This window comes from Umezawaea sp. Da 62-37, from assembly GCF_032460545.1.
In the GTDB taxonomy this organism is placed as follows: domain Bacteria; phylum Actinomycetota; class Actinomycetes; order Mycobacteriales; family Pseudonocardiaceae; genus Umezawaea.
In genome coordinates this window covers 3,141,295-3,160,469 of the sequence record NZ_CP135965.1, presented here as the reverse complement: position 1 = coordinate 3,160,469, position 19,175 = coordinate 3,141,295, and the positions used below count along the sequence as shown (strand labels likewise).

The window sequence follows — 19,175 nt, the reverse complement described above, 5'->3', positions numbered from 1 at the left end:
CGTCGACGGCGGCGACGGCCGACCCGGTCCTCTTGCAAGAGCGCGCTGGGCGCCCGGAAATACCTCAGGCGCCCTTCCACGGGCGGTAACCCTGCGAACGCCACGAACGGGGGGTGCTCGACGTGATCCTCAGGACCGAGTCGAACAGCGTCCGGCCGATCGCCGTGCGGGCCCGCAGCGCCGGGTGCGTCGCGCCGTAGTTCTCGAGGTTCTCCGCCGCGTCACCGCGGAAGGCGCCCGACGCGAACAGGGCGTAGGTGACGATCGGCTTGCCGGTCTTGTCGAACACGATCCCGGCCTCGTTGCGGCCGTCGTCGAACCAGCCCGCCTTCGTCGCGACCTGGAGCCGCTCGTTCGACGACAGCTCCAGCCGGATGCCGTCGGTGAACGCCGTCAGCGACCGCAGGACCGTCAGCAGGTGCGCGGTGGACGCCTCGGACAGCAGTTCCCCCTTCACCAGCTTCTGCAGCAGCGTGAACGTCTCGCGCGGCGTCGTCGTGCCGAGGTAGTACCGGTTCGGGTTCGCCACCGGCACGACCTGGGTGTGCACGAAGCCCTTGGAGCGCAGGATCCCGTTGATCTCCGCCGCGGGCACGACCAGCCCGCACAACCGCACGGCGGTGTTGTCCGAGACGGTCAGCAGCGCGGCGAGCGCGTGGCCGATCGTCACCGAACTGGGGTACGCCCCGTCCAGCCCGAAGATGCCGTCGGTGTCCTGGATGACGATGTCCGCCGTCACCTCGATCCGCTGGTCGAGCCGCAGCAGCCCGCGGTCGACCTTGTCGAGCACGGTCACCGCGACCGCGATCTTGTTCACGCTGTACGCCTCGACCACCGCGTCGGCGTTCTCCTCGACGGCCGTCCGCACGGCGCCGTTCGGGTCCGCGACACCGATGTACGACGACCACGTGCCGCGCGCCCTGCGCGTCTCCAACCGGTACTTGCGCGCGATCTTGCGCCGCGCCAACTCCGCCGTCCCCGGGATCAGGCTCTCCAGTTCCGGCTCGGTGTCCACCTCGTCGACCTGGGCCGACGCCGTCGCGACCGACGTGCCCAGAACAGCGGAAGCCGCTGCCACGGACCCGAGCCCGAGTGCGAATCTGCGTGTGATGTTCATGGTGTCCCCCACCTGGTTCGGACCAACGCGTTGATCCAATCAGGTGTCGCTCTCATTTCGCTGACGACTTTGAGTAGCGTTCACGCCATGGTGGACCCGGTATTCCTGATCACGGGCGCGTCCCGCGGCATCGGCGCGGCCACCGCCGAACTCGCCGCCGCGGCGGGCTACCGCCTGGTGCTCACCTCACGACACCCCGAACACCTCACCGACCTCGCCACCCGACTCGGCGGCCCCGACCGCGTCCTGACGGCCTCGTGCGACGTCACGGCCTGGCCCGAACTCGCCGCCCTGGCCGCACGCGTCGAACAGGAGTGGGGCTCCATCGACGTCGTCTTCGCCAACGCGGGCAGCAGCGTCGTCACGTCGTTCGTCACCGACGAGGGCGCCCCACCCCAGGACTGGGCCGACATGGTCCTCACCAACGTCTGCGGCCCCGCCTACACCGCCCGCGCCACCATGCCCGCCCTCATGCGCAGCACCGGCCACCTGGTCCTGACCGGCTCCGCCGCCGGCCGCGGCACCCGCCCCGGCAACCTCTACGCCGCCACCAAGTGGGCCGTCACCGGCCTGGCGCAGAACATCCGCGCCGAATGCACCGACACCGGCGTACGGGTAACGCTCCTGCAACCAGGCCTCACCGACACCACCGCCATCCCCGCAACGCGCACCGCAGAACCAAAACTCAACCCGTCAGACGTGGGCAGGGCGGTGCTGTACGCGGTCTCGCAACCGAAAACGGTAGACGTGAACGAAATCCTCATCAGACCCACCGGCCAGGGCCCTTACCGCTAACCCGACGACCACCAAGCCCACCCACCCTGCCCACCAACCCTGCCAACCCGCTGACACACAACGGAAGCACGCAAGCACGGCCGATTTTACTTGGGGTTTTTCGGCCCTGCACTTTCGACGGCGGGCAGGAGCACTACCACCTGCCCTTTTAGACCGCCGAGGGCCGAAAAAAGGGGCCCCAAGTCAAATCGGCCACCCCACAACGGCACCAACCCCGCACCCCGCAGGAACCCGCCGCACACCGAACCCCGCACCCCGCACCCCGCAGGAACCCGCCACACCCCGAACCCGCCACACACCGACCCCGCCCTACCCCACCACTCTCCCCCTCAACACCACCCTCCCCGGGCTCCCCAACACCGACGGATCCACCGTCGGATCCCGGTCGTAAGCCACCAGATCCGCAGGCGCCCCCTCCACCAACCCCGGCACCCCCAGCCACTCCCGTGCCGTCCACGACGCCGCACCCACCGCGGCCTCGACCCCCAACCCGGCCCGGATCAGCCACCCGACCTCCGCGGCCACCGTCCCGCACGGTCGGCTGTCCGTCCCCGCGAGCACCGTCACCCCGGCCTCCAGCGCCGCCCCCACGGTCCCGAAGTGCGCGTCCCACCCCCGCACCGGCCGTCCCCGCTCCGCCATGTCCCCGAACGCCCCGAGCGTGGGCACCAGCGCGGTGCCCTGCGCGGCCATCCGGTCCACCAGCGCGGGATCCAGGTTGAGGCCGTGCTCCAGGCTGTCCACGCCCGCCTCGACCGCGTTGCGGGTGCCCTCGGCCGTCTGGCAGTGCACCGCGACCTTCCCGCCGATCGCGTGCACCGCCTCCACCACCGCGGTCAGCACCGACAGCGGGACGGCGGGGTCGTCGGGCAACCAGTCGCCGATGACCTTGCACCACCCCGAGGACGCGGCGGCCTCCTCGACCGCCGCCTCCACGAGGTCGGCTTCGGTGACGTCGCGTCCCCAGCCGGGGAAGAACCGGCCGGGGGTGGCGAGCCAGCGGCCCGCAGACCGGACGCGGGGGAGGTCCGGGTCGTCGTCGACCCACTTCGGGATGCGCCCCGCCGAGCCCGGTGTGCGCACCAGCAGCACGCCCGCGTCCCGGTGGGCGCCGAGGTCGTCGCGCAGCACGCCGTCGTCGAACGGGTGGCCGGGCCCGGTGCTGCCGGGGTGGGTGTGCGCGTCGACCAGTCCCGGCAGCAGCCACCCGCCGTCCACCACCGTCTCGGCGCCGGGCAGCGGCTCGGTGCCGATCCGGTCGCCGTCGATCCAGAACGTCCGCTCCACGCGGTCCGGCAGCACGATCCCTCGAACCCGCAGCGCAGTCATCCGCCGAACCTAGCGATCGCCCGACCGGTGGTCCGGCGATCGCCTCAAGAGCACGACCGCCGCACCTCGCCGGGTACTCCTCGCGCCGACCCCGCCGTCACCGGAGTTCCGGAACCGAGCCGTGCACCACGACCATGCCCTTGCCGAGCCGCTTGGCCGTGTACATGGCGGCGTCGGCGGTGCCCAGCATGTCGTCGGCGGTGACGGCGTCGGCGTGGTCGTCGCGGTGGGCGATGCCGACGCTGGCGCGGACCTCGTGCTCGCGCCCCTGCGTCTGGTGCGGGGTCTTCAGGGCGTCCAGCACGCGGTTGCCGATCTCCGACGGGTCCACGTCGCCGCTTTCCACGAGCACGCCGAACTCGTCGCCGCCGAGCCGGGCGACGGTGTCCTGGTCGCGCACGCAGTCCTGGAGCCGGGTGGCGACGATCCGGAGCACGGCGTCGCCCTCGGCGTGGCCGTAGTTGTCGTTGACGGTCTTGAAGCCGTCGACGTCGATGAACGCCAGCACGACCGGTTCGCCGCGGCGCAGGGCGGCGGTGAGGCGCTCGCGGAACAGCTCGCGGTTGGCGACACCGGTCAACGGGTCGTGGAAGGCCTGGTGGCGGAGCTGCTCCTGGCTCTCGTGCAGCTGCGCGACCAGCCTGGCGTTGTCCATGAGGGTGATCAGCTGGCGGACGATGACGAGCAGCACCACGCCGAGGCCGACGTAGATCTCCAGCGGGTTGAAGCTGACGCCGGAGGCGGTGCCGATGACGATGAACAGGCCGGTGACCAGCAGCGGCAGGTAGGGGACGAGCAGGTGCGGCAGTTCGCTGGAACCGGTGCGCCGCGCCGAGCGGGTCTTGGTGGGGGCGAGCGCGCTGAGCAGCAGCAGGACCGGGCAGGCCATGAAGCCCGCGTCCGCGATCGGCGGGATGGTGTCCACGCCGTGGCTGACGAGCCACGCGAACGACCAGCCGGAGCACGACTGCGCCAGCGCGCCCAGGGCTAACAGCAGCATCGGCAGCCTGCGGACCTGCTGGTGGGTCCACGACATGACCAGGAGCGTCACCAGCAGCACGAGGTAGGCGGCGGGGTGGGCGATGACGGCGGCGAAGCCGGGACCCGACGTGCTCCAGGCGTGCACCATCGACTCCAGCGCGGACATCCACGTGAGCACGAAGAGCGAGCCGACGACGATGAGGCCGTCGAGCACCACGACGAGCTTGCCGCGGTGGTTGGGCACGGAGTCGGCCGCCCCGTGCGTCAGCGCCAGCACCGCGCCGACCGCCAGCACCGGCGCGAGCATGAACCCGAGCGTCAGCACCGTGCCCACGGCGAGCACCGGCGGCAGGATGAAGCTCAGCGGCAGCAGCGTCGGCTTCGTCAGCGAGAGGCCGAGGACGACCTGGCCCCAGACCGTGGCGAACAGGCCGGTCGTGAGCGCGCCCATCGACGCGGTCATCCACAGCCGCCAGCGCCGTTCGACGCCCTGCCTCCGCTGGGCGGCCCGCCAGTAGACGGCGAACGCGGCGGCGGTGAACACCAGCTGCGAAGACTTGTCCAGCGCGACCGAGACCCGGTGGCCGAGGACGCCCGACACCACGAGCGCCACCAGCAGCACCAGCACGGTGCAGAGGAGGGTCGCCCTGGCACCGAATCGCCTCAGAGTCATGGCCCTCGCTCCGCCGCGACCGGCACCGAGAAGTGGATCAATGGGACCCGGCCACTGTAGTGACGTGGTGACGCAGTGTCGACCGAAGACGCGCCCGATGTCGCCGATCCGTGACTGTGGTCGGCCGCGCGACGGCTGGTGCGTGTCGATGGTCGGCGGCCCGGCCGCACCCACTAAAGTTCGAACGGATGTTCGTCTCGGTGGAGGGACCCCAGTGCGCGTGTTCGGCGTCGACCCAGGCCTGACCCGGTGCGGGTTCGGCGTCGTCGACGGCGGTCCCGGCCGGACGGTGAAGATCGTCGCCGTGGACGTGGTCCGCACCTCCGTCGACGACGAGTTGGCGATCCGGCTGCTGAACCTCGCCGACGCGGTGGAGGTCTGGCTGGACCGCTACCGGCCCGAGGTGGTCGCGATCGAGCGGGTGTTCAGCCAGCACAACGTGCGCACCGCGATGGCCACCGCGCAGGCGGGCGGCGTGGTCGCGCTGGCCGCCGCCCGGCGCGGTCTGCCGGTCATGTTCCACACGCCCAGCGAGGTCAAGGCCGCCGTCACGGGGTCGGGCCGCGCGGACAAGGCCCAGGTGACCGCGATGGTCACCAAGCTGCTCGGCCTCGTCGAGGCGCCGAAGCCCGCGGACGCGGCGGACGCGCTGGCGCTGGCGATCTGCCACATCTGGCGGGCGCCCATGCAGACCCGGATGGCGCAGGCGCACGCCAAGGCCGCCGAGATGGCCCGCACGCACAAGCTCAAGCTCGCGCAAGCCGCGAAAAACGGAGGTAGGACCAAGTGATTTCGTCGCTGCGTGGGCAGGTGCTGTCCATCGGACTCGATCACGTGGTCGTCGAGGTCGGGGGAGTCGGGTTCGCCGTGCAGGCGACCCCGTCCACGCTCGCCGGGCTGCGGCGCGGCGAGGAGGCGAAGCTGTCGACGTCGCTCGTCGTGCGCGAGGACTCGCTGACCCTGTTCGGCTTCAGCGACGCGGACTCCCGCGAGCTGTTCGGTCTGTTGCAGACCGTGTCCGGGATCGGGCCGCGGCTCGCGCTGGCGACGCTGGCGGTGCTGGAGCCGGACAAGCTGCGGGCCGCGCTGGCCGACGGCAACATCACCGTGCTCACCCAGGTGCCCGGCATCGGCCGCAAGGGCGCCGAGCGGCTGATCATCGAGCTGCGCGACAAGGCGGGCCCGCTGCCCGGCGCAGACGGCGTCGCGGAGGGCGTGCCGCTGGTCCGCGACCAGGTCGTGGAAGCGCTGCTGGGCCTCGGGTTCCCGGCGAAGCAGGCCGAGGCGACCGTGGACGCGGTCATCGCCGAGGACGCCTCCCAGACCACCCCGACCGTGCTCCGCCGTTCGCTCGCCGCGTTGGGGCGCAAGAAGTGAATTACGACGACGAAGAGGAATCGGACGAGACCCTCTCGCCGCTGGTCATCCCGACCGAGCGCGACGTCGAGGGCACCCTGCGGCCCAAGGACCTGACCGAGTTCGTCGGCCAGCTCAAGGTCCGCGAACAGCTGGAACTGGTGCTGCAAGGGGCGATGCGCCGCGGTTCGCCGCCGGACCACGTGCTGCTGTCCGGCCCTCCCGGCCTCGGCAAGACCAGCCTCGCGATGATCATCGCGGCCGAGCTGGGCGCGTCGCTGCGGATCACCTCGGGCCCCGCGCTGGAACGGGCGGGCGACCTCGCCGCGATGCTGTCGAACCTCGTCGAGGGCGACGTGCTGTTCATCGACGAGATCCACCGCATCGCCCGTCCCGCGGAGGAGATGCTCTACCTCGCGATGGAGGACTTCCGGGTCGACGTGGTCGTCGGCAAGGGGCCGGGCGCGACCAGCATCCCGCTGGACATCGCGCCGTTCACGCTGGTCGGCGCCACCACCCGGTCCGGATCGCTGACCGGCCCGCTGCGCGACCGGTTCGGCTTCACCGGGCACATGGAGTTCTACACCGCCGACGAGCTGGACCACATCATCCGGCGCTCGGCCAGGATCCTCGGCGTCGACCTGCGGGAGGACGGCGCGCTGGAGATCGCGGGCCGGTCCCGCGGCACGCCCCGGATCGCCAACCGGCTGCTGCGCCGGGTGCGGGACTTCGCCGAGGTGCGGGCGGACGGCGTGGTGGACCTCCAGGTCGCCCGCGACGCGCTCGCCGTCTACGACGTGGACGAGCTGGGCCTCGACCGGCTGGACCGGGCCGTGCTCGGCGCGCTGGTGCGCTCGTTCGGCGGCGGCCCGGTGGGCGTCGCGACGCTCGCGGTCGCGGTGGGTGAGGAGGTGACCACGGTGGAGGAGGTGTGCGAGCCCTACCTGGTCAGAGCCGGCATGCTGGCGCGTACGCCCAGAGGACGGGTCGCCACGGACGCCGCGTGGCTGCACCTGGGATTGCGGCCACCGTCGGCCTGACGAGTGATCAGGTTCGGTGACCTGGCACAATCGCCGGTGGCACCCAGAAAAATCGGACTTTCCGGACACCGATCGGTTGTTCGGCCGAACGGAGAATGATGCAACTCTCTTCCCTGATGTTCCCGTTGCTGCTGGTGCTGCTCGCGGTGCCGCTGTTCCTCAGCGCGCGCAAGCAGAAGCGCGCGGCCGCCGAGCAGCAGACGCTGCTGGGTTCGCTGGAGCCGGGTGACCGCGTGATGACGACCTCGGGCCTCTACGCCACGGTCGCCGACGCCACCGACGAAAGCACCATCGACCTCGAGATCGCCGACGGCGTCGTGACGACCTGGCTGCGCCAGGCCGTGCGCGAGAAGATCGTCGCGGCCGACGACGTCGACGAGGAGTACGCGGACGACGAGGAGCTCGAGGAGGTGGCCGAGGTCGAGACCCCGGCGTCGCCCTCCGCGGTGCCCGCCTCGACCGCCGTCGTCGCCGAGCCGCTGGAGCACAACGCCAAGAAGTGAGCGCCTGAACGGGCGTGCGGTCCCGCGGTTGGCAACGGTCAAAAGCGCCAACTGCGGGGAGTGACGTCCAGCTCACACGACGCGGGGTACGCTCCGCCCTCGCCCGGACTGAACACCTTCGGGTGAGGGCGTGCTGTCCATTCCCACCAGGAAAGGGCAGCCGACCTGACATCATCTTCCAGTTCGAGGAGACGGACGGACCGTGGCACCTCCGGCCGGGCAGATCCGCCCAGTGAAGTACCTGGGCGCATTTGTCCTCATCGTGGTCGCGCTGTACTCCCTGGTGTTCTTCACCGGGAGCGGCAAGGCGACCCCCAAGCTCGGCATCGACCTCCAGGGAGGAACGCGGGTCACGCTGACCGCGCGAGCCCCTGACGGCAAGACGCCGACGGACGAGGCGCTCAACCAGGCCCGCACGCTCATCGAGACCAGGGTCAACGGTCTCGGTGTGTCCGGCTCCGAGGTCGTCCGCGACGGCACGAACCTGGTCATCACCGTGCCCGGCGCCGACGGCGAGGGCGCGAAGAGCCTCGGCAAGACGGCCCGACTGGCGTTCCGCAAGGTCGTCGGCCAGCCCCTGCCGAACGCGCCGACCGTCCCGGAGAGCGGCACGCCGTCCACCACCGGCAGCGCCGCCCCGACGTCCGGCAGCGAGGCCCCCACGTCGGGGTCGGTCGCGCCGAGCGAGACCGCGGGTTCCGTCGCGCCGTCGTCGGGCGCGGCCCCGCAGGGTCGTCCGGCCCCGCTGCTGGAGCAGCCCGCCAGCGGTGAGTCGTCGGCCCCGTCGACGCCCCCGGCCAGCGACGCGGCGCAGCCCCCGGCCAGCGACGCGGCCCAGCCGCCCGCCGACCAGCCCGACTGCATGAAGGTCTTCGGCGGCGAGTACGACAAGGACGTCACGAAGGCGATCACGGAGGCCAAGGCCTGCCGCCAGGACCCGGCGCTCACCACGCTGGACGCGCAGACCGTGACCCAGGCGCTGACGGCGTTCACCTGCCCGGAGCTCGACCCGCTGCTGGGCAACGACGACTTCGACAAGCCCTTGATCACCTGCGACCAGGACCGGACCGCGAAATACGTCCTCGCGCCGGTCAACCCGGCCGCGGACGACAAGGAGACCAAGGCCGACGACTTCTCGCTCTACACCCGGCTCACCGGCGAGGACATCAACAACGCGACCTCGGGCAGCGACCCGCAGGGCGCCGGCTTCGTCGTCAGCCTGGACTTCAAGGGCGACGGCGGTTCCAAGTGGGGCAAGTTCACCACCGCGAACACCAGCCAGCAGGTCGCCGTGGTGCTCGACAGCCAGGTCGTGTCGGCGCCGAACATCAACGAGCCGATCCTCGGCGGCAGCACCCAGATCAGCGGCACCTTCACGCAGAAGGAGGCCGACCAGCTCGCGAACGTGCTGAAGTACGGCTCGCTGCCGCTGTCGTTCGAGGCCTCCGAGGCCGAGACGGTGTCCGCCACCCTGGGCCTCGCCTCGCTCAAGGCCGGTCTGATCGCGGGCGGCATCGGCCTCGGCCTGGTGTTCGTCTACTGCCTGTTCTACTACCGCCTGCTCGGCATCCTGACGATCATGTCGCTGATCCTCTCGGGCGGCATCGTCTACGCCGTCCTGGTGCTGCTCGGCCGCTGGATCGGGTTCACCCTGGACCTCGCGGGCATCGCGGGCTTCATCGTGTCGATCGGCATCACGGCCGACTCGTTCGTCGTGTTCTTCGAACGGCTCAAGGACGAAGTGCGCGAAGGCCGGTCGTTCCGGTCGGCCGTGCCGAGGGCGTGGATCCGCTCCCGACGCACGATCCTGTCCGCGGACGGCGTGAGCTTCCTGGCGTCGGCGATCCTGTACGTGATCGCGGTCGGCCAGGTGAAGGGCTTCGCGTTCACGCTCGGCATGTCGACCGTGCTCGACCTGGTGGTCGTCTTCCTGGTCACGCACCCGCTGGTGGCCATGGCGTCGAAGTCCAAGTTCCTGTCCAACCCCAAGCTGTCCGGCCTCGGCGGGGCGCAGCAGGCCGGTGTCGACCAGCGCGCTCACGCGGGCTCGAAGAGCACCGCCGTGAAGGAGGCCTGACGTGGCGAAGGTCAAGGGGAACGGTGTCTTCCACCGCCTCTACGTGGGCACGGGCGCCTTCGACATCATCGGCAAGCGCAAGCGCTGGTACGTCGTCTTCGGCGTCATCCTGCTGATCTCGATCGCCTCGATCGGCATCAAGCAGTTCAACCTCGGGATCGACTTCGTCGGCGGCACCAAGATCCAGATGCCGTCCACCAGCTCGTCGGGCCCCATCTCGGTCGAGTCGGTCAAGTCGACCTTCACCAAGGCGCTCGGCGAGGACGCGACCGCGGTGCAGAGCGTGGGCGTCGGCGACACGGCGACCATCCAGATCCGGTCCGAGACGCTGAACGTCGAACAGGTCACCAAGCTGAAGAACACGCTCGACTCGGACCTGAAGCCGACCGGCGGTCTCCAGTCGATCAGCGACAGCGCGGTGAGCGCGTCCTGGGGCGGTGAGATCACCACCAAGGCCCTGATCGCGCTGATCGTGTTCCTGATCGCGGTGGCGATCTTCCTGGCGCTGTACTTCGAGCTGTCGATGGCCATCGCGGCGCTCATCGCCGTGCTCCACGACGTGATCATCACGGCGGGCGTGTACTCGCTCATCGGGTTCGAGGTCTCGCCCGCGACGGTGATCGGCCTGTTGACCATCCTCGGCTTCTCGCTCTACGACACGGTCGTGGTGTTCGACAAGGTCAAGGAGAACACCAGGGGCATCCTGGGCCTGACCCGCCGCACGTACGGCGAGGCGGCCAACCTGGCGGTCAACCAGACCCTGATGCGGTCGATCAACACCTCGCTGATCGCGCTGCTCCCGGTGCTCGGCCTGCTCGTGATCGGCGTCGGCTTCCTCGGCGTCGGCACGCTGAAGGACCTCGCGCTGGTGCAGCTCACCGGTATCTTCATCGGTGCCCTGTCGTCGATCTACATCGCGACGCCCGCGGCCGTCGACCTGAAGATGCGCGACCCGAAGTACAAGGCGCAGGCCAAGCGGGTCCTCGACCGCCGCAACAGCCAGGCCCGCAAGCTCGCCGCCGGTCAAACCGTCGACGACACCGTGGAGTCGACCGACGAGGCCGTCGTGGACGCCGAGATCCGCAAGGAGAAGGCGTACGCCACGGCCGCGGGCGTGCCGTCGCGCACCCCCAAGGCCGCCGACCTCCGTCGTGGCCGTCCGACCGGCAAGAAGCAGCGTTGAAGCTGGAGAACGCGCTGAAACTCCTGCGTGAGGTCCCGGACTTCCCCCGTCCGGGTGTCGTCTTCCGGGACCTCACGCCGGTGCTCGCGAACCCGGACGCCCTTCGTGCCGTGGTCGACGGGTTGCAGGACGACATCCACCCGGACACGCAGGTGGTCGCCGCGATCGAGGCGCGCGGCTTCCTCCTCGGCGCCCCGCTCGGGTACGGCTGGCGCTACGGCGTCGTGCCGCTGCGCAAGCCGGGCAAACTGCCGTCGGTCGCGGACCGGGTGTCCTACGACCTGGAGTACGGCACGGCGGAGCTGGAACTGCCCGCCGACGCCATCAGTCCAGGTCAGCACGTCGTGATCGTGGACGACGTGCTCGCCACCGGGGGCACGGCCGAGGCCGCCTGCACACTCGTGGAGCGTGCGGGGGCGATCGTGACGGGCATCTCCGTGGTTCTGGAGATCACCGCATTGGGCGGTCGTGGACGACTAGCCGGGCGGAACGTCAGCGCGCTGCTCGCCGTGTGAAGTACCCCGCTCGCCGCCCCGCGCGCCGGTTTTGCGGTCGCGCGGGGCTATCCTCGGGTCTCTAGCCCCTGAGGAGCGTGGTTGAGCCAGGACACCGAACCCGCGGCGACGACGCAGCCCGTGCCCGCACGGCCGCCGTCAGCCACCAGGCGCGTGCGCGCGCGACTCGCGCGGCGCATCACCGCCCAGCGGGCGGCGCCCGTGAAGCAGGTGCTCGAACCGCTCGCCGCCGTGCACAGCGGACTGCACCCCAAGGCCGACCTGGCCCTGTTGCAGGCCGCGTACGACGTGGCGGAGGAGAAGCACCGGCCGCAGCGCCGCAAGTCCGGCGACCCGTACATCACCCACCCGCTCGCCGTGGCGACGATCCTGGGCGAGCTGGGCATGGACACCACCACGCTGGTGGCCGCCCTGCTGCACGACACCGTCGAGGACACCGACTACTCGCTGGAGGCCCTCCGCGAGGACTTCGGCGACGAGGTCGCCCGGCTGGTCGACGGCGTGACGAAGCTCGACAAGGTGAAGCTCGGCGCCGCGGCCGAGGCGGAGACCATCCGCAAGATGGTCATCGCGATGGCCAAGGACCCGCGCGTGCTGGTCATCAAGCTGGCCGACCGGCTGCACAACATGCGCACGATGCGGTTCCTGCCGCCCGAGAAGCAGGCGCGCAAGGCGCGGGAGACCCTGGAGGTCCTCGCCCCCCTGGCGCACCGCCTCGGCATGGCGACGGTGAAGTGGGAGCTGGAGGACCTCGCGTTCGCGATCCTCCAGCCGAAGAAGTACGACGAGATCGTCCGGCTGGTCGCGAACAGGGCGCCGTCGCGCGACACCTACCTCGGTGCCGTGATCAAGGAGCTGACCGGTCAGCTGGAGGGCTCGCGGATCACCGCGAAGGTCGAGGGCAGGCCGAAGCACTACTACTCGATCCACCAGAAGATGATCGTCCGCGGCCGCGACTTCGACGACATCCACGACCTCGTGGGCGTCCGGATCCAGGTCGACGAGGTCCGCGACTGCTACGCCGCCATGGGCGTCGTGCACGCGCTGTGGCAGCCGATGCCCGGCCGGTTCAAGGACTACATCGCCCAGCCGCGCTTCGGCGTCTACCAGTCGCTGCACACCACGGTGATCGGTCCGGACGGCAAGCCGCTGGAGGTGCAGATCCGCACCTACGACATGCACCGCACCGCCGAGTACGGCATCGCGGCGCACTGGCGGTACAAGGAGACGCGCGGCACGCACAACGGCAAGGGCGTCGAGGTCGACGAGATGGCCTGGATGCGCCAGCTCCTCGACTGGCAGCGCGAGGCCGCCGACCCCGGCGAGTTCCTCGAGTCGCTGCGCTTCGACCTGGCCGCGCGCGAGATCTTCGTGTTCACCCCGAAGGGTGATGTCGAGACGCTGCCCGCCGGGTCGACGCCGGTCGACTTCGCCTACTCGGTGCACACCGAGGTGGGCCACCGCTGCATCGGCGCCCGTGTGAACGGCCGCCTCGTCGCCCTGGAGCGCAAGCTCGAGAACGGCGAGGTCGTCGAGATCTTCACCTCGAAGGCCGAGGGCGCGGGCCCGTCCCGCGACTGGCTGTCGTTCGCCGCCTCCCCGCGCGCCAAGGCGAAGATCAAGCAGTGGTTCGCGAAGGAGCGCAAGGAAGAAGCGATCGAGGTCGGCAAGGACGCGATCGCGAAGGAAGTCCGTCGCGTCGGCCTGCCCCTCCAGCGGCTGGTCTCGGCCGACTCGATGGGCGCCCTGGCCAAGGAGCTGCACTACCCCGACGTGAGCGCGCTGTACGCCGCGGTGGGGGAGGGGCACACCTCCGGCCGCCACGTGGTGCAGCGGCTGGTCGCCCAGCTGGGAGGGGTGGACCACGCCGAGGAGGAGCTGGCCGAGCGCTCCACGCCGTCCACCGTCACCCGCCGTCGGGTCACCGGCGACGCGGGTGTGGTCGTCAAGGACGCCACGGACGTGTGGGTGAAGCTCGCCCGGTGCTGCACGCCGGTTCCCGGCGACGACATCCTCGGGTTCGTGACGCGCGGTGGTGGGGTTTCGGTCCACCGCACGGACTGCACCAACGCGGACGAGCTGCTGGCCTCGCCGGAACGGCTGCTGGACGTCGAGTGGGCGCCTTCGTCGTCGTCGGTGTTCCTGGTGGCGATCCAGGTCGAGGCGCTCGACCGGCACCGGCTCCTGTCCGACGTCACGAAGGTGCTGGCCGACGAGAAGGTCAACATCCTGTCCGCGTCGGTCACCACCTCACGCGACCGCGTGGCCGTCAGCCGGTTCTCCTTCGAGATGGGCGACCCGAAACACCTCGGCCACGTCCTCAAGGCCGTCCGCAGCGTCGAAGGCGTCTACGACGTCTACCGAGTCACCTCCGCCAGCTAACCACCCGCGAGTCGAACCCCCAGACACCCCGTGTCGAACGCTCAGACACCCCGTGTCGAACACTCGGGCACCGCGAGTCCCCCACTCGGACTCGCGGTGCCCGAGTCTCCGAGATCCAGGAGCGAAAGCAACCCCTCCGGGCGATCCAACGGAATCATGTGCCCGCAGTCGTCCAGCACCCGCCCGGTCAGCTCGTCGGCGATCGGCCTCAACTGCCGCTCCAAGGCCGCCCCGACGGGATGGGCTCCGATGGCGAGCGTCGGCACCGTGAGCCTGCCCGCGTCCACCGCGTCCCGGATCTGCCGTGCCGAGGTCGGCATGGCGCGGTAGTGCTCGAACGCGCAGCGCAGCGACTCCCTACCGCTGTAGGCGTTGACGAAAGCCGCCTCCACGTCCGGTGGCACCCCTCGGCCACGGGTACCGGCGTTCAGGAAGAACCGCAGGTACGCGGACTCGTGTCCCTCAACGACCTCCTCGGCCAACCCCGGCACCGAGTGGAACCCGAACCACCACGGCGGGCTGAACGCCTCCGCGCCCGGCAACGTTCCCAGTAGCGACTCCATCAGCACGAGCCGCCGCACCCGCTCGGGTCGGCGCATCGCCAGCAGGAACGCCGGGGGAGCGCCCGCGTCGATCCCGACCACCGTCGCGGCCGGTTCGCCCAGCGCGTCCAGGAGGCCTTCCGCGTCGGCGGCGAGGTTCCCGGCGTCGTAGCCGTCGGCCGCGCGGGTGCTGCCCCCGAGTCCCCGCAGGTCGGGGGCGATGACCCGGTGGTGCTCGGCGAGCGCGGGGATGACCCGCGACCACAGCCGCCACGTGTGGGGGAAACCGTGCAGCAGCAGGACCGCCGGTCCACGGCCAGCGATCGCTACGGTGGCCTCGATGCCGTTCGTGGCCACCCGGTGTTCGGTGATGTCGGACATGGTCGCTCCAGAGGGGGTTACGATTGGTTACCCGGTCAAGCTAGGTAACCGGCTCCGAGCTGCCAAGAAGGCACTTCCGCGACAGGTGGTGAGTTCCAGGTGACCCGTGGCGACCTGTTCAGCCCGGAATGCCCGACCCGCAGGCTGCTGGACCGCATCGGGACCAAGTGGACCTCGATGGCGGTCAAGGTGCTGGCCGAGGCCGACCCGGAGGAGGTCCGCTTCGCCGAACTCCGGCGGCGGATGCCGGGCGTTTCGCAGAAGATGCTGTCGGTGACCCTGCAGAACCTGGTCCACGACGGGCTGGCCGAACGCCGCGTCGAGCCGACCGTCCCGGTGCGGGTGCACTACCGGCTGACGCCGCTGGGCCTGTCGCTGGACGAACCGCTCGCGGCCGTCCGGGCGTGGGCGGAGGAGCACATGGCGGAGATCGACCTCGTCCGCGCGTCAGCGAAACGTTAGAGCCGTTCGGCACAATGGCCGCAGGGTCGCAGCACCCACGGGGAAGACGCGAAGGCCCCCGGCACGTCGATCGTGTGCCGGGGGCCTTCGTGCGTTCGGACTAGCCGACGGTGACCGTCTCGAACTTCACTTCCTTGTTCGGCTTGCCGCCACCGGGTGACGGGTCGAACGCGCCGTCGTGGCCTGCGCGGGCCACGTCGTCGACGAGCTTCAGGCCGGCCTCGTCCAGGCTGCCGAACACCGTGTAGTCGGGCGAAAGCTGGGCATCGCCGTACACGATGAAGAACTGGCTGCCGTTCGTGCCCTTCTGCGTCGTCTGGTCGAGCCCGGCGTTCGCCATGGCGAGGTAGCCGCGACCGTAGGTCAGCTCCGGCCACGTCTCGTTGTCGAACGCGTACCCCGGACCGCCGCTGCCGGTCCCCGTCGGGTCGCCGCACTGCAGCATCTGCAGACCCTCGGTGCCGATCCGGTGGCAGCTGGACCCGTCGTAGTACTTCTGGGTGACCAGGCTGATGAAGCTGTTGACCGTGCACGGCGCCAGCGACTTGTCGAGCGTCAGCTTCAGCTCGCCGATGCTCGCCTTGATCGTCACCGCCTGCGTGCCCGTGGAGGAGATCCCGGCGGCCTCGGGCGCCTTGATGCCCTCCTTGGAACCGGGCTCGGCGGACGGCCGGTACTCGCAGGTGACCGGATCCGCCAGCGGGGTCGGGCGCTTCGGCAGCGCCTTGACCTCGGTCGGGATCTGGATCGGCGTCGGAGCGGCACTGCTGTCGCCGGTGGCGGCGGTGGCGTCGCCGTTGCTCCAGTCGCGCGTCGCGAGGAAGTAGATGCCGCCCGCGACCACGACCACGGTCACGACCGTCGCCACCAGTGCGGTGGTTCGACGGCGCTTGGCCCGCTTCTGTCGGTTCTCGAGCTGACGCTCCAGCTTCCGCTTTGCTTGTTCGCGGCGCTGCTCGTTGTTCGGCACCTGCTCCCTCCCCAGGGATGTCGTGCTGCGGGTGGATAGAGCGCGTCGGCAGAGCCGACAATCCTGGGCAGTCTAGGGGGCGCACATATGACTGGCGTGTGCCGGCTAGGCTGGTGGAGCGGTTCCGCCGCCTTCTGTTGCCAATCCGTTGCCGTCGAGAGGTACCGCCGTGCTGGTGATCGGGTTCCCGACCGGCGCCCTGCAGGCCAACTGCTACCTGTTGGCCACGGGCGAGGGCGAGGCCTGCGTGGTGGTCGACCCCGGCCAGGACGCCGTCGAACCGCTGGAGAAGGCGCTGCGCGAGCACCGGTTGTCGCCGGTCGCCGTGCTGCTGACCCACGGGCACTTCGACCACTCGTTCTCGGTCGCGCCGGTGTGCGACGGGCACGACGTCCCCGCGTGGATCCACCCGGACGACCGGGAACTGCTGTCGGACCCGTTGAAGGGCATCAGCGCCGAGTCGGCCGCGTTCTTCGGCGGGAAGCTGGAGATGCGCGAGCCGAAGCAGGTGCGCTCCCTCGACGACGGCGCCGAACTGGACCTCGCCGGGCTGAAGATGACCGTCGACCATTCGCCCGGCCATACGGGCGGGTCGGTGATGTTCCGCGCGGGCGCCGAGGAGGGCGGACGGCTGGTGCTGTCCGGCGACACCCTCTTCGCGGGCTCGATCGGCCGCACCGACCTGCCGGGCGGGGACCACCGGAGCATGCTGACGTCGTTGCGCCGCAAGGTGTTGACGTTGGCCGACGACACGGTGGTCCTGCCCGGCCACGGACCGACGACCACCATCGGCCGCGAGCGCGTGAGCAACCCCTACCTGCTCCAACTGGGTGACTCCGCGCAGGCCGCACCGCACCGAGGACTGTGACGTGACTTCTTTCTCCGCACCCAAGGGTGTCCCCGACTACTTCCCGCCCACCTCCGCGTCGTTCCTGGCCGTGCGCGAGGCGTTGGCCGCCCCGGCGCGACTTGCCGGGTACGGCTACATCGAGCTGCCCGTCTTCGAGGAGACGGCGCTGTTCGCCCGCGGCGTGGGTGAGTCGACCGACGTGGTGAGCAAGGAGATGTACTCCTTCGCCGACCGCGGCGACCGGTCCGTGACGCTGCGCCCCGAGGGCACGGCGGGCGTGATGCGGGCCGTGATCGAACACGGCCTCGACCGCGGCCAGCTGCCCGCGAAGCTGTACTACGCCGGGCCGTTCTTCCGCTACGAGCGGCCGCAGGCCGGGCGCTACCGCCAGCTCCAGCAGGTCGGCGTCGAGGCGATCGGCGTCGACGACCCGGCGCTGGACGCCGAGGTGATCGCGATGGCCGACGCGGGTTTCCGGTCGTTGGGGCTCACCGGTTACCGGCTCGACATCACCTCGCTCGGCGACGGCTCGGACCGGCCGCAGTACCGCGAGAAGCTCCAGGCGTTCCTCGCGAAGCTGCCGCTGGACGAGGTGACCCGCGTGCGCGCCGAGCTGAACCCGTTGCGGGTGCTGGACGACAAGCGCCCCGAGGTGCGCGCGCTGATGGACGACGCGCCCCTGATGCTGGACTACCTGGCTCCCGAGACGCGGGCGCACTACGAGCAGGTCAAGAGCTACCTGAACGACCTCGGCGTGAAGTTCACCGAGAACCCCCGGATGGTGCGCGGGCTCGACTACTACACGAAGACGACGTTCGAGTTCGTGCACGACGGTCTCGGCTCGCAGTCCGGGATCGGCGGCGGCGGCCGGTACGACGGGCTCATGGAGCAGCTGGGCGGGCAACCGCTTTCCGGCGTCGGCTTCGGGCTCGGCGTCGACCGCACCCTGCTGGCCTGCCAGGCCGAGGGCATCACCCCCGGCGACGTGACCCGGTGCGACGTCTACGGCGTCCCGCTCGGCGAGGCCGCGAAGTCGCGGCTGGTCGGGCTGTCCGCCGAACTGCGCGCGGCGGGCGTGCGGTTCGACCTCGCCTACGGCGGCCGCGGCATGAAGGGCGCGATGAAGGCGGCGGACAAGTCCGGCGCCCGGTTCGCGCTCGTGCTCGGTGAACGCGACATCGAAGCCGGTGTCGCGCAGCTCAAGGAACTCGCCACCGGCGACCAGCGCGCGGTACCGCTGGTCGACGTCGTGACCTCCGTGCGGGAAGCGCTCGGCCGGTGACCGACGACGCCGAGCGGATCCCGCTGGACCTGCTCGATCCGGTGATGGTGCGCAAGCGCGCCCGGATGGTGGGTCTCGGCGCTGTGCTGGTGGCCGGTTTCTTCGGCGGTCTGATCGGGCTCATCGCCGGGCGGGTGCCGGGGGTGATCGCGTTCGCGATCGTGGCGTTGCCGTTGCTGCTGCTGGCGTGGAGCGAGGCGCGGCGGCGGGTGTGGTTGCAGGGGCACGTGCTGTCCGTGCGGGCGTTCGGGACGCGGTCGGTGGACCTGAAGGCCGCCGAGGAGTTGGACCTGCTGGTCACCGACGTGCGGGGCAGTCGGACCGTCGGGCTGTTCGTGCGCGGGGGTGGGAAGGCGATCAACCTGGCGCTGGCGATCTACGCGGGGACCGGGGGGCGGGAGCAGGGGGTGTTCCCGTTGCGGAGGCTGGCGGACGTGCTGGCGAGCCGGGGGGACGCTCGGGGGTTGGTGTTCTGCGAGCTGCTGATCGCGCAGTTGAGGGCGGAGGCTCGGGGGGAGGCGGCGGCTGATCGGCCGTTGTACAAGCTCGGGTCGTTGGCGCCTGGGGGGCGGCTGGCGCAGAAGCTGCATCCGGACGCGGTGTCGAAGTTCGTGGCTTCTTTGGGGTGAGGTTGGGGTTGGGGCTTGGGGGGATTGGTGCCTTGTCCCTCGGAACAGGTCATCGGTGCCCGCCGTTCTCCGGGTTCGGCCGACTTGACTTGGCCCCCCCTTTTTCGG

The 19,175-nt window shown here is 70.6% G+C and carries 18 protein-coding genes; 13 read left to right on the top strand and 5 right to left on the bottom strand.

Annotation, left to right across the window (positions count from 1 at the left end):
* Window positions 1–64: 64 nt before the first annotated feature.
* Window positions 65–1,117 carry a serine hydrolase gene (locus tag RM788_RS13720; protein WP_315932026.1) on the bottom strand — a complete coding sequence of 351 codons (1,053 nt, stop codon included), beginning with the start codon at window positions 1,115–1,117 and terminating at the stop codon, window positions 65–67.
* A gap of 87 nt (window positions 1,118–1,204) precedes the next feature.
* Here RM788_RS13720 and RM788_RS13715 point away from each other — a divergent pair, with 87 nt between their 5' ends.
* Window positions 1,205–1,912 (top strand): SDR family oxidoreductase, encoded by a 708-nt coding sequence (locus RM788_RS13715; protein ID WP_315932025.1) that lies wholly within the window; start codon window positions 1,205–1,207, stop codon window positions 1,910–1,912.
* Window positions 1,913–2,221: 309 nt separating this feature from the next.
* On the opposite strand, the gene RM788_RS13710 is transcribed toward RM788_RS13715, so the two are convergent.
* Together RM788_RS13710 and RM788_RS13705 are read right to left on the bottom strand one after the other, a co-directional pair.
* Window positions 2,222–3,241 (bottom strand): amidohydrolase family protein, encoded by a 1,020-nt coding sequence (locus RM788_RS13710; protein WP_315932024.1) that lies wholly within the window; start codon window positions 3,239–3,241, stop codon window positions 2,222–2,224.
* Window positions 3,242–3,338: 97 nt separating this feature from the next.
* A complete protein-coding gene (locus tag RM788_RS13705; protein ID WP_315932023.1) occupies window positions 3,339–4,895 on the bottom strand; it encodes a diguanylate cyclase domain-containing protein in 1,557 nt (518 codons plus the stop codon).
* Window positions 4,896–5,109: 214 nt separating this feature from the next.
* Between RM788_RS13705 and ruvC the strand changes: the two genes are divergently transcribed.
* The 8 genes from ruvC to RM788_RS13665 all read left to right on the top strand — a co-directional run bounded on the left by ruvC (window position 5,110) and on the right by RM788_RS13665 (window position 13,951).
* On the top strand, window positions 5,110–5,685 hold the full coding sequence (gene ruvC / locus RM788_RS13700; RefSeq protein WP_315932022.1) for a crossover junction endodeoxyribonuclease RuvC: 576 nt from the start codon (window positions 5,110–5,112) through the stop codon (window positions 5,683–5,685).
* Window positions 5,682–6,272, top strand: coding sequence for a Holliday junction branch migration protein RuvA (gene ruvA / locus RM788_RS13695; RefSeq protein WP_315932021.1), 591 nt, complete (start codon window positions 5,682–5,684; stop codon window positions 6,270–6,272). Before ruvC ends, ruvA begins: the two co-directional genes overlap by 4 nt.
* Window positions 6,269–7,291: a Holliday junction branch migration DNA helicase RuvB gene (ruvB, locus tag RM788_RS13690; RefSeq protein WP_315932020.1), complete on the top strand. Its 1,023-nt coding sequence runs from the start codon at window positions 6,269–6,271 to the stop codon at window positions 7,289–7,291. Before ruvA ends, ruvB begins: the two co-directional genes overlap by 4 nt.
* A 95-nt stretch (window positions 7,292–7,386) precedes the next feature.
* A complete protein-coding gene (yajC, locus tag RM788_RS13685; RefSeq protein ID WP_399343480.1) occupies window positions 7,387–7,794 on the top strand; it encodes a preprotein translocase subunit YajC in 408 nt (135 codons plus the stop codon).
* A 202-nt stretch (window positions 7,795–7,996) separates the two neighbouring features.
* Window positions 7,997–9,871: a protein translocase subunit SecD gene (gene secD, locus RM788_RS13680; RefSeq protein WP_315932018.1), complete on the top strand. Its 1,875-nt coding sequence runs from the start codon at window positions 7,997–7,999 to the stop codon at window positions 9,869–9,871.
* Window position 9,872: 1 nt separating this feature from the next.
* A complete protein-coding gene (gene secF, locus RM788_RS13675) occupies window positions 9,873–11,054 on the top strand; it encodes a protein translocase subunit SecF (protein ID WP_315932017.1) in 1,182 nt (393 codons plus the stop codon).
* Window positions 11,051–11,569, top strand: a complete 519-nt coding sequence (locus RM788_RS13670) for an adenine phosphoribosyltransferase (protein ID WP_315932016.1) — start codon at window positions 11,051–11,053, stop codon at window positions 11,567–11,569. Before secF ends, RM788_RS13670 begins: the two co-directional genes overlap by 4 nt.
* 81 nt (window positions 11,570–11,650) lie before the next feature.
* Complete coding sequence (locus RM788_RS13665; RefSeq protein ID WP_315932015.1) at window positions 11,651–13,951, top strand: RelA/SpoT family protein; 2,301 nt, start codon at window positions 11,651–11,653, stop codon at window positions 13,949–13,951.
* Between the two features lie 41 nt (window positions 13,952–13,992).
* On the opposite strand, the gene RM788_RS13660 is transcribed toward RM788_RS13665, so the two are convergent.
* Complete coding sequence (locus RM788_RS13660) at window positions 13,993–14,874, bottom strand: alpha/beta fold hydrolase (protein ID WP_315932014.1); 882 nt, start codon at window positions 14,872–14,874, stop codon at window positions 13,993–13,995.
* Window positions 14,875–14,973: 99 nt separating this feature from the next.
* Here RM788_RS13660 and RM788_RS13655 point away from each other — a divergent pair, with 99 nt between their 5' ends.
* Window positions 14,974–15,336 (top strand): winged helix-turn-helix transcriptional regulator, encoded by a 363-nt coding sequence (locus RM788_RS13655; protein WP_315932013.1) that lies wholly within the window; start codon window positions 14,974–14,976, stop codon window positions 15,334–15,336.
* A gap of 100 nt (window positions 15,337–15,436) precedes the next feature.
* Here the strand turns inward: RM788_RS13655 and RM788_RS13650 are convergent, their stop codons facing one another.
* On the bottom strand, window positions 15,437–16,306 hold the full coding sequence (locus tag RM788_RS13650; RefSeq protein ID WP_315932012.1) for a peptidylprolyl isomerase: 870 nt from the start codon (window positions 16,304–16,306) through the stop codon (window positions 15,437–15,439).
* Window positions 16,307–16,475: 169 nt separating this feature from the next.
* Between RM788_RS13650 and RM788_RS13645 the strand changes: the two genes are divergently transcribed.
* From RM788_RS13645 to RM788_RS13635, 3 genes are read left to right on the top strand one after another with little or no spacing between them, the layout of a single operon-like run.
* The gene (locus tag RM788_RS13645; RefSeq protein ID WP_315932011.1) at window positions 16,476–17,174 is read left to right on the top strand and encodes an MBL fold metallo-hydrolase; all 699 of its coding nucleotides are present in this window, start codon (window positions 16,476–16,478) and stop codon (window positions 17,172–17,174) included.
* A gap of 1 nt (window position 17,175) precedes the next feature.
* Entirely contained in the window at window positions 17,176–18,438 is a 1,263-nt protein-coding gene (gene hisS, locus RM788_RS13640) for a histidine--tRNA ligase (RefSeq protein WP_315932010.1), read from the top strand.
* 44 nt (window positions 18,439–18,482) lie between these two features.
* On the top strand, window positions 18,483–19,067 hold the full coding sequence (locus RM788_RS13635; protein ID WP_399344985.1) for a hypothetical protein: 585 nt from the start codon (window positions 18,483–18,485) through the stop codon (window positions 19,065–19,067).
* Window positions 19,068–19,175 lie beyond the last annotated feature (108 nt).

Coding starts and splice junctions, on each gene's coding strand:
- RM788_RS13720 (WP_315932026.1), bottom strand. CDS start 1,117: ATGAACATCACACGCAGATTCGCACTCGGGCTCGGGTCCGTGGCAGCG.
- RM788_RS13715 (WP_315932025.1), top strand. CDS start 1,205: ATGGTGGACCCGGTATTCCTGATCACGGGCGCGTCCCGCGGCATCGGC.
- RM788_RS13710 (WP_315932024.1), bottom strand. CDS start 3,241: ATGACTGCGCTGCGGGTTCGAGGGATCGTGCTGCCGGACCGCGTGGAG.
- RM788_RS13705 (WP_315932023.1), bottom strand. CDS start 4,895: ATGACTCTGAGGCGATTCGGTGCCAGGGCGACCCTCCTCTGCACCGTG.
- yajC (WP_399343480.1), top strand. CDS start 7,387: ATGATGCAACTCTCTTCCCTGATGTTCCCGTTGCTGCTGGTGCTGCTC.
- RM788_RS13660 (WP_315932014.1), bottom strand. CDS start 14,874: ATGTCCGACATCACCGAACACCGGGTGGCCACGAACGGCATCGAGGCC.
- RM788_RS13635 (WP_399344985.1), top strand. CDS start 18,483: ATGGTGCGCAAGCGCGCCCGGATGGTGGGTCTCGGCGCTGTGCTGGTG.